We start from the raw sequence: 8,791 nt of genomic DNA on the forward strand, positions 1-8,791 counted from the left end.
TTTAAAACAGTATTTTATGAATCTGTAGGCAACTTTCTTACAAAAACCAGTGTATCGTTGATACATTACCCAAAGCCAACTGGCGCATGAACAAAACATATATTCACTCCATAGGAACCGCCAACCCGGTTCATCAGATTGCCCAACAAACTACTGCTGAGTTTATGGTAAAATTTCTGGACTTATCGCCTCGTGAGGCACGCAAGCTCCAGCTATTGTACCGTGCTACGTCTATCGACTATCGCTATTCGGTACTGGAAGATTACACAAAGACCAACAATTTTGATTTTTATCCCAATACAGGCAATACGTTTCCTTCTACTGCCCAACGCATGCAGCAATACGAACAACATGCTGCTTCTCTGGCTACAGCCGCAGTAGCTGATTGTTTACCCGCTAATTTTGCTGTAGCTGAAATTACTCACCTGATTACAGTAAGTTGCACAGGTATGTATGCCCCAGGGCTTGACATAGAATTGGTAGAAAAACTGGGTTTAAGATATTCAGTACAGCGCACTTGTATTAATTTTATGGGCTGTTATGCAGCTTTCAATGCGCTCAAAATGGCCGATACGATTTGTCGTGCTACCCCCAAGGCCAAGGTGTTGGTGGTAGGGGTAGAGCTGTGTACGTTGCATTTCCAAAAGTCGACTGCTAAAGATGACCTGGTGGCCAACGCCATTTTTGCCGATGGAGCAGCGGCAGTATTGCTTCAGGGGCATCCGCCTGCTCATAAAGCCATTGCTCTGGAGGGTTTTTATTGTGACCTGGAGCCCGATGGCAAAGGAGATATGGCGTGGCATATCAAAGACCATGGCTTCGAGATGAAGCTTTCGTCTTATGTACCTCAATTGCTCGAAGGCAAACTTAAGGCATTGGTAGGCAGATTGTTGCAAAACTATCAACTCAATATGCCTGATATAGAACTGTTTGCCATTCATCCTGGTGGGCGTCGTATATTAGAGCGCATCGAACAAAGTTTGGGTATTCCCAAAAAAGCCAACGCTACTGCTTACGAGGTTTTAAAGCAATACGGCAATATGTCGTCAGTTACAGTGTTGTTTGTGCTCAAGCGTTTATTGGAGCAAGTAGGAGAGGAGCACCACGACCAGCGTATTCTGAGTATGGCTTTTGGTCCGGGGCTTACCCTGGAGTCGGCATTAATGAAGGTGTTTTGCCCAAATGATTAGGTTGACATTGACCGCAATAAAAAATACCAACTTCTCATAAAGAAGTTGGTATTCAGAAAGACTAATTATAAACACACTCCGTTAGTGAGTATTTTTGATATTTTTATGGTTGTTGCTTACCTGTGTCAGGCACTTCGCAGCACTCGATGCTGGTGTGGTGACGATGCTTTACAATTTTGGGGCTTAGGTAAGGAATGCCCAAATTGAGCCCTCTTACAATAAGCAATACCGCCAGGGTAATGGTAAACACAGGTACTAGTTTGTACATGCGGGTTTTGAGCTGAGGTTTGATAAAGTTGCCTGCCAGTGCCACCGTGAGCATTACCGGAAAAGTTCCTGCACCAAACAGCGCCATATAAGCCATTGCGTGGGTTACACTTCCTGTAGCTATAGCCCCCGCCATTGCCAAGTATACCAATCCACAAGGCAAAAAGCCGTTCAAGGTGCCAATCAATACATAAGACTTGGCTGTTTTTTGCTTAAACAAATGCCCCAGGTTTTGTTTTACCCTAAATACCAGCTTTTGCACAGGACGCAACATGTCAAGGCGGCGGGTAAGGCGACCAGGCAAGATAAAAAATAACAAGATGAGCACCCCAACACCAATAGATAACCACTGCTGGGCACCAGACAATACCACACCTCGCCCCAATATACCTACAATAGCCCCCAACAAAGTGTAGGTGAGTATTCGCCCCAGGTTATACAATACTCTACTTTTGATCAGTTGGGCATTGTTACGCTTGCTAATCGGTAAAGCAAAGGCAATAGGACCACACATGCCCACACAGTGGAAACTACCCAATAAACCCAATATAAATGCAGTGTATAATAACATAAGTACTAAGACAGAGTTAAAAATTGTTTGATTGCTCTATGGTGCGCGAAGCGTAAATTCTTATGTTTGATCATTGCTACACTTTGTAAAAGCTAAACCATCAAACCAAAGCTGAGCTTGCCCCTTCTTTCTAAACCTTAATCTCCACGTTACCATCTTTGGCAATGATAATTCGCTTTTCTACATAGTATTTTTTTTGAGCATCTTGCCAGTTAATCTTTATTCGCCAAAACCCTTTGTCAAGCTTTCGGTTGGCTATAGGAATAAGCTGTATACCATCGGTGCCAGTTTCTACTGGCACTGTAAAATCTTTACGAGCATTTGCTGGTCGGAAAAACGTGACTTGCCCTTTCGTAGTATTTTTAGGGAATTTGAGCTTAAAAGTTTGATGTTCGCTGATATACTGAAAAGCAAAGCCTTCTTTTAGATTTTGAACATTCTTTAGCTTGTTAATTTCGTTTTGATACTCAATCTCTTCTTTATAATAATCTTTAGACACCAAGTGAATGTCATCCTGACGCATTGCCTTGACCACCATAAACATGATCATACCCACAAATACGATAATTACTCCAGTGATTTTGTGTCCCCAATTCATAGTTTTATATATTTTTGAAGCCAGCAACCCCTTTAGTTACTGACTTTTGATGTTAAGATTTGAAATTTGCTTTTTTGGTTCGAAAGTGCAACTTGTGTCAACCTCCTGGCCCTAAAAATACTGTATGGATAGTTTCTATTTTTTGTTTGCTATCCCATACCTCTATTTCTACCTCAGTTTTAAGAGATTTTACCTCACCTGGAGGTAGTTCCAAGACAAATACCCCCTCAGCAGTTTCGCTTTTTGCTACTTTAAGCGTATTACCTGCAAAGTGAATTTTACCCTTGCTATTTTTAAGTTTAAAAGTAAAAGAGGCATTTTCGTTACTCTTATTGATAATGCGGGCATTGTATACATTGGTAATATTGCCATTCGGTTGTTCGTTGTACAAAGAGCCAGGCGCACGCAATAAAGTAACCTCATACTTGCCACGCTCCATCAATAAAAAAGCCTGTAAACCAACAAGAATAAATAAAACGGCGGTGTAAGCAAGCACTCGTGGGTTACGTAGCTTCCAATTGGTTTTGTTTTCAATGTTATTGTGTGAGGCATACCTGATCAACCCCTTGGGCTTTTCTATCTTTTCCATGACAGCATCGCAGGCATCTATACAAGCAGTGCAGTTTACACACTCCATTTGCGAGCCATTGCGAATATCGATACCAGTAGGGCACACATGTACACAAAGCTTACAGTCTACACAGTCGCCTTGTGGTTTTTCCAGGTCATCCAGTTTCAACGGTTTATTGCTATTTGCGGCGCTTTGTTTTTTCTTGAGTTTTCCTCTGGGTTCACCGCGTTCAAAATCGTAAGCTACCCCTACCGAATCTTTGGTAAGCAACACGCTTTGTAAGCGACCATAAGGACATACTGCTATACAAGCTTGCTCACGAAACTTGGCAAATACGCCATAAAAAACCCCTGTAAACGCCATTAGTCCAACAAATCCGGCAAGATTTTCTGTAGGAGGTTTAGATATAATAGCAATGGTTTGCTCAATGCCTACCATATAGGCCATTGCTGCGTGGGCAATAAGCAGTGAAATGGCAAAGAAAATAAGTTGTTTGCTTGTTTTACGAATAACCTTGTCTTTGTCCCAAGGGCGTTTGTTGAGTTTCCGCTGTTGGTTAGCGTCGCCTTCTATCCAATACTCTATGCGGCGAAAAACCATTTCCATAAAGATAGTTTGGGGGCAAGCCCAACCACACCATACACGCCCAAAAGCTACAGTAAACAAAATAATGAATACAAAAAAAGTGATGGTAGCAAGTACAAAAAGGTGAAAATCTGCCGGCAGAAACAACCTGCCAAACAAGACAAACTTGCGCTCAAAAACATTGAACAAAAACAAAGGGTTACCATCTATTTTGATCAATGGTGCCCCAAAAAATAAGATGAGTAACACCACTGACACCAGTTTACGGCGATTGTAATACCTACCTTTAGGCTTTTTAGGATAAAGCCATACACGTTTGCCCTTGTCGTCTACAGTGGCAATAGTGTCACGGTACTCTTCCGTGTCGATAATATCTTCTAAACTATTCATGTGTTTATTAATTGTCTTTTTTACGATGGTCTTTCTATACAGGGCAACTTGCCTAATGGCCCTTCAATTATGTGCTTATCTTTCTGGTAAAACTTACAGGCAGATACTCAATGATCTGTTTTGTCTGTAAGCCCCTCTATCATAGCCTGAGATATCAACTGATATACTTTTTTCCAGGCAGTTTTCATTTCGTGTGTCCAGGCATTGCCCAACACTTGAGCAAGCATATAAAGAAATGCATTGCCAAAAGCTGTGAAGTAAGCTGGTTTTACTTGATAGTTAACATGTCGTTTTGCCAAAAACTTTACTTCCTCTTTAATGTTGTCCAGTTTGTTCAATTTGGTTACAATCAAAGTGATAGAAGACATCAGCTTTTGATTTTGGATATGTGTGTTTGATTGAAACAAGCGTTTTACTTGTGGATTTTGCTTAAACAAATAGTTATAAAAAGTATCGCCTGCTTCATCTCGATGCGCCAATACCGATACCCACGAATTGCGCACTAAATTTATGTCTTGTGTTGTCATTATTAATTACCTGATCATCAATACCAGACAAGCGGGCTGCTACACAACTGTAAGCAGCCCCTGCTGCCGGTATATTCCCTATTTCTTTGCTTCCAGTTTTTTACCTTGAGGTTCTTTGGCGTTGGCAGGTTTGGTACCCTGTAGAGTCAAAATATAGCTTGCTACATTTTGCATTTCTTCAGGCTTTAAGTCTTTCTTCCAAGCCTTCATCCCGTTTTTGGCCCCATATTTAATGGTTTTAAACACTCCTTTAATGTCGCCACCATACAACCAGTAGGCGTCAGTAAGGTTAGGGCCAATGCCTCCCTCAGCATTTTTACCGTGACAGGTAACGCAGTTCTTGACAAAAATTGCTTTACCACCATCAAGCGCAGCAGCATCATCTTTTACAAACTTCACACTGTTTTCGTCAATGTTGTTTGCCTGAGTTTTTTTGTAAGCCTCTACCTGTTTGGCAGCCACCGCCATTTCGGTTTCAAACTCTTCTATTTGGTTAGGCAATGTACCTGTTACCTCATATAAGGCAATATATACTACCGCAAACACAATACAGATATAAAAGAGTGCTGTCCACCAAGGAGGCAAGTGGTTGTCCAGTTCGCGAATGCCATCATACTCGTGGTCAAGCATAATGTCTTCCTCGTCTTCAAGTGCTACTCGGTAGTTTTGCTTGTTCATCCAGTTTTTCCACATACCAGTGAGCAAACCGTCAGGTTTCAAACCTTTTTCGCGTTGGTCTTTCAACAAAATAATGTTGAGCATAGCTACCACATACATAGACACCGTAAGCACCAATACTGCAGCCACAATCAGTAATACAATGAGCATTACCATCATAAACTCAGATTTGGGCATGCCAAAATAACTTGGTTCCTGGGCGGCAGTTCCTTGTGCCCATAATGGAGCAACACTGAGCAAAGTGAGCATTGCCGCCAGCCACTTTGCTTTTTTGTTGAGTTTGAGCAGACCTGTTTTTTGCCAGATCTTATATATTACTTGTCTCATGACTGTGTATTTTCAGAGTGTTGAGATTCATTTTTTGTTACATCTAAATCCAGCGGTAAATGCCTCATTTCGCTGATGTGTTTTTTGTCTACCTTGAATAACCATATAATGAGTAGTAGAAAAAAACTAAAAAATATGATGAGTGAAATCACCGGAAAAACCTCGATGTTTTGAACTTGTTCGAAATAATGTTTAAACATTTTTTATGGTTTTATTGCTTCACTGTCAAGGGAGCTTAATGCCAGCCCTTTGACAGTGAAACCATTGAACAATCGTTATTTTTGGCTGACCTGATCTTGGTCTTTCACCTTAATGTCGGTTCCCAGGCGCTGTAGGTAGGCAATCAAAGCCACAATCTCTTTGTCTTTGCTTACCTTTATTTTATCCTTGGCAAGTTGCGTCACTATCTCAGTAGCTTGCTTGTCCATTTCATCAGCCGCCTGATTTTCAAACCCTTCAGGGTAAGGAACCCCCAAAGTTCTCATCGCATTTATTTTAGCCTTGATGCCATCTCTGTCATAGGTTTGGGTCATAAGCCAGGGGTAAGGAGGCATAATAGAGCCCGGAGATGTAAGGCGTGGGTCGAGCATGTGGCGATAGTGCCAGTTGTGTCCATACTTGCCACCCAAACGGTGCAAATCAGGACCAGTGCGTTTAGAGCCCCACAAAAATGGGTGATCGTATACAAACTCGCCGGCTTTAGAGTATTGTCCTCCTTCAGGGTCGTAGCGTTCTACCTCAGAGCGGAACGGACGAATCATTTGAGAGTGACACCCTACACAACCTTCCCTTATATACAAGTCACGCCCTTCGAGCTCTAGTGGCGTATAAGGTTTCACTGCGGCAATAGTAGGCACATTAGATTGGATCAGGAAAGTAGGCATCAATTCTATCAATCCACCAATTAAAATAGCAATGGTAGTCAATACCGTAAACAAAATAGGCTTACGCTCAAGTACTCGGTGCCATGCACCTTTATGAACAGCATGTTGTTTGGTTTCCATAGGAGGAGCCTCAGCATCTTCGTTGGCAAGGAACTTACCTTGACCAGCCGTTTTCCAAAGGTTATATGCCATAATGAAAGCACCCGTAAGGTAAAGCAAACCACCAAAAGCACGGAGTGCATACATGGGTACAATCTGTAGGGTAGTATCCAAAAAGTTTTTGTAAGTAAGCAAACCATCTGGTTCAAACTGTTTCCACATCAAGCTTTGGGTAAAACCAGCCCAATACATAGGCAAAGCATAAAAAATGATTCCGAGTGTGCCTATCCAGAAGTGAATATTGGCAAGGCGGGTAGAAAACAACTTGGTTTGCCACATACGTGGTACCATCCAGTAAAGCATACCAAAAATAATAAAACCGTTCCAGCCCAAGCCACCCACGTGTACGTGAGCTACGATCCAGTCGGTGTAGTGAGCAATGGCATTTACATTCTTTAACGACAGCATTGGCCCTTCAAAAGTAGCCATACCATAAGCAGTAATCGCCACTACCATAAACTTAAGAATGGGGTCTTCACGTACCCTGTCCCAAGCGCCACGCAAAGTCAAAAGACCATTCAACATACCCCCCCATGAAGGAGCTATCAACATAATAGAAAAAACAACCCCTAAGCTCTGTGCCCAACCTGGCAATGAGGTATATAATAAGTGGTGAGGGCCTGCCCAGATGTAAATAAATATCAATGCCCAGAAGTGAATAATGGAGAGCTTGTAAGAATATACCGGACGATTGGCTGCTTTGGGCAGGTAATAATACATAATACCCAAAAATGGAGTAGTTAAGAAAAACGCCACTGCGTTGTGACCATACCACCACTGCACCAGTGCGTCTTGTACTCCAGCATACAAATAATAACTTTTGGTAAAGCTGATAGGCAACTCAAATGAGTTTACCACGTGCAATACCGCTACTGTGATAAAGGTAGCTATGTAAAACCAAATAGCCACATACATATGTCGCTCACGTCGCTTGATAATGGTACCAATCATATTGATACCAAACACCACCCAAATCAGCGTAATGGCAATGTCTATAGGCCACTCAAGCTCAGCGTATTCGTGGCTGGTAGTGATACCCAGAGGCAACGTGATAGCTGCTGCAACTATGATCAGTTGCCAGCCCCAGAAGTGCACCCGGCTAAGCGCATCGCTAAACATGCGGGCTTTGAGCAAACGTTGCATAGAGTAATACACCCCGGCAAACATAGCGTTACCTACAAAGGCAAATATGATGGCGTTGGTGTGGAGGGGTCGGATACGCCCAAAAGAAGTGTAGGGTATTCCGAAGTTGAATTGAGGAGCAAAGAGTTGTATGGCTATCAAAAGCCCTACCGTCATCCCCACAATAGCAAATACTACAGTGGCAATGACAAATAGCCTTACAATCCCATTGTCGTACCGAAATTTTTCTACTTGCATGATTTAAAAGTATAAGTTTAAGGGTATTCTAATCGCAATGTGGTTCAAAAGTAGGCACAAGCCTTTCGGTAACAAATGACATCTAACAGAGCAAAAACTGACAATTGTCATCTTTTGAAATGACCTCTTGATTTTGTGGTGGTTGGTAACTTTGATGATTGTTGTTGATGTACTTGCCAAAATAGGAGGGAAGCTCAATGAGGTGGTATGATTTGCTTGAAGTAGTTGTACTTACACCAATAACGAAAGGCTCTTATTAAGCATCCTGCGGATACATTTTAAGAGTGTACGAAGTTTTTAAAATCTCTGATATACAGGTGTTTATGTATAACGCAAAGCGATAAGTGTAGGGGCAATCCCTTGCTGTAATGCAATGGAAGTTCGCGGTTTATCGGAATGGTTGCCCTAGTGCAGAGCAAACATGAGCATACAATGACCCTTCAGCCCAATTCTTTATAAGAGCCTAACGAAATACCGCACCCATTACGAAATAACGTATAAAAATCCTTGTTTTTAGCTTCCCTTATTTTCATAAAAGTAAAAAAGTAAAATTTTATTTCACTGATTATCAATTACTTAAAAAATAATTTCAGGCTAAAAAGCTTTTGGTCTTAGGTTTGAATATATACTAACCAAAGATATTTAATAAGCTTTGTGGTTAGGA

Annotated in this window: 8 protein-coding genes; 1 reads left to right on the top strand and 7 read right to left on the bottom strand. The window is 41.7% G+C overall.

What is annotated here, in order from left to right:
• Positions 1 to 86: 86 nt before the first annotated feature.
• Positions 87 to 1,190, top strand: a complete 1,104-nt coding sequence (locus tag Q0954_RS15635; RefSeq protein ID WP_299458427.1) for a type III polyketide synthase — start codon at positions 87 to 89, stop codon at positions 1,188 to 1,190.
• 103 nt (positions 1,191 to 1,293) lie between these two features.
• Here the strand turns inward: Q0954_RS15635 and Q0954_RS15640 are convergent, their stop codons facing one another.
• The 7 genes from Q0954_RS15640 to ccoN all read right to left on the bottom strand — a co-directional run bounded on the left by Q0954_RS15640 (position 1,294) and on the right by ccoN (position 8,127).
• Positions 1,294 to 2,028: a sulfite exporter TauE/SafE family protein gene (locus tag Q0954_RS15640; protein WP_299458429.1), complete on the bottom strand. Its 735-nt coding sequence runs from the start codon at positions 2,026 to 2,028 to the stop codon at positions 1,294 to 1,296.
• Between the two features lie 130 nt (positions 2,029 to 2,158).
• Positions 2,159 to 2,626 carry a FixH family protein gene (locus Q0954_RS15645; protein ID WP_299458431.1) on the bottom strand — a complete coding sequence of 156 codons (468 nt, stop codon included), beginning with the start codon at positions 2,624 to 2,626 and terminating at the stop codon, positions 2,159 to 2,161.
• Positions 2,627 to 2,723: 97 nt separating this feature from the next.
• Positions 2,724 to 4,172, bottom strand: a complete 1,449-nt coding sequence (gene ccoG / locus Q0954_RS15650) for a cytochrome c oxidase accessory protein CcoG (protein ID WP_299458432.1) — start codon at positions 4,170 to 4,172, stop codon at positions 2,724 to 2,726.
• Positions 4,173 to 4,279: 107 nt separating this feature from the next.
• Entirely contained in the window at positions 4,280 to 4,699 is a 420-nt protein-coding gene (locus Q0954_RS15655) for a globin domain-containing protein (protein ID WP_299458433.1), read from the bottom strand.
• Between the two features lie 78 nt (positions 4,700 to 4,777).
• Entirely contained in the window at positions 4,778 to 5,704 is a 927-nt protein-coding gene (locus tag Q0954_RS15660; protein WP_299458434.1) for a cbb3-type cytochrome c oxidase N-terminal domain-containing protein, read from the bottom strand.
• Positions 5,701 to 5,904: a hypothetical protein gene (locus Q0954_RS15665; protein WP_002698469.1), complete on the bottom strand. Its 204-nt coding sequence runs from the start codon at positions 5,902 to 5,904 to the stop codon at positions 5,701 to 5,703. Before Q0954_RS15665 ends, Q0954_RS15660 begins: the two co-directional genes overlap by 4 nt.
• A 75-nt stretch (positions 5,905 to 5,979) precedes the next feature.
• Complete coding sequence (ccoN, locus tag Q0954_RS15670; protein WP_299458436.1) at positions 5,980 to 8,127, bottom strand: cytochrome-c oxidase, cbb3-type subunit I; 2,148 nt, start codon at positions 8,125 to 8,127, stop codon at positions 5,980 to 5,982.
• Positions 8,128 to 8,791 lie beyond the last annotated feature (664 nt).

Origin of the sequence: uncultured Microscilla sp., assembly GCF_947493425.1 — a bacterium.
GTDB lineage: Bacteria > Bacteroidota > Bacteroidia > Cytophagales > Microscillaceae > Microscilla.

Coding starts and splice junctions, on each gene's coding strand:
- Q0954_RS15635 (WP_299458427.1), top strand. CDS start 87: ATGAACAAAACATATATTCACTCCATAGGAACCGCCAACCCGGTTCAT.
- Q0954_RS15640 (WP_299458429.1), bottom strand. CDS start 2,028: ATGTTATTATACACTGCATTTATATTGGGTTTATTGGGTAGTTTCCAC.
- Q0954_RS15645 (WP_299458431.1), bottom strand. CDS start 2,626: ATGAATTGGGGACACAAAATCACTGGAGTAATTATCGTATTTGTGGGT.
- ccoG (WP_299458432.1), bottom strand. CDS start 4,172: ATGAATAGTTTAGAAGATATTATCGACACGGAAGAGTACCGTGACACT.
- Q0954_RS15655 (WP_299458433.1), bottom strand. CDS start 4,699: ATGACAACACAAGACATAAATTTAGTGCGCAATTCGTGGGTATCGGTA.
- Q0954_RS15660 (WP_299458434.1), bottom strand. CDS start 5,704: ATGAGACAAGTAATATATAAGATCTGGCAAAAAACAGGTCTGCTCAAA.
- Q0954_RS15665 (WP_002698469.1), bottom strand. CDS start 5,904: ATGTTTAAACATTATTTCGAACAAGTTCAAAACATCGAGGTTTTTCCG.
- ccoN (WP_299458436.1), bottom strand. CDS start 8,127: ATGCAAGTAGAAAAATTTCGGTACGACAATGGGATTGTAAGGCTATTT.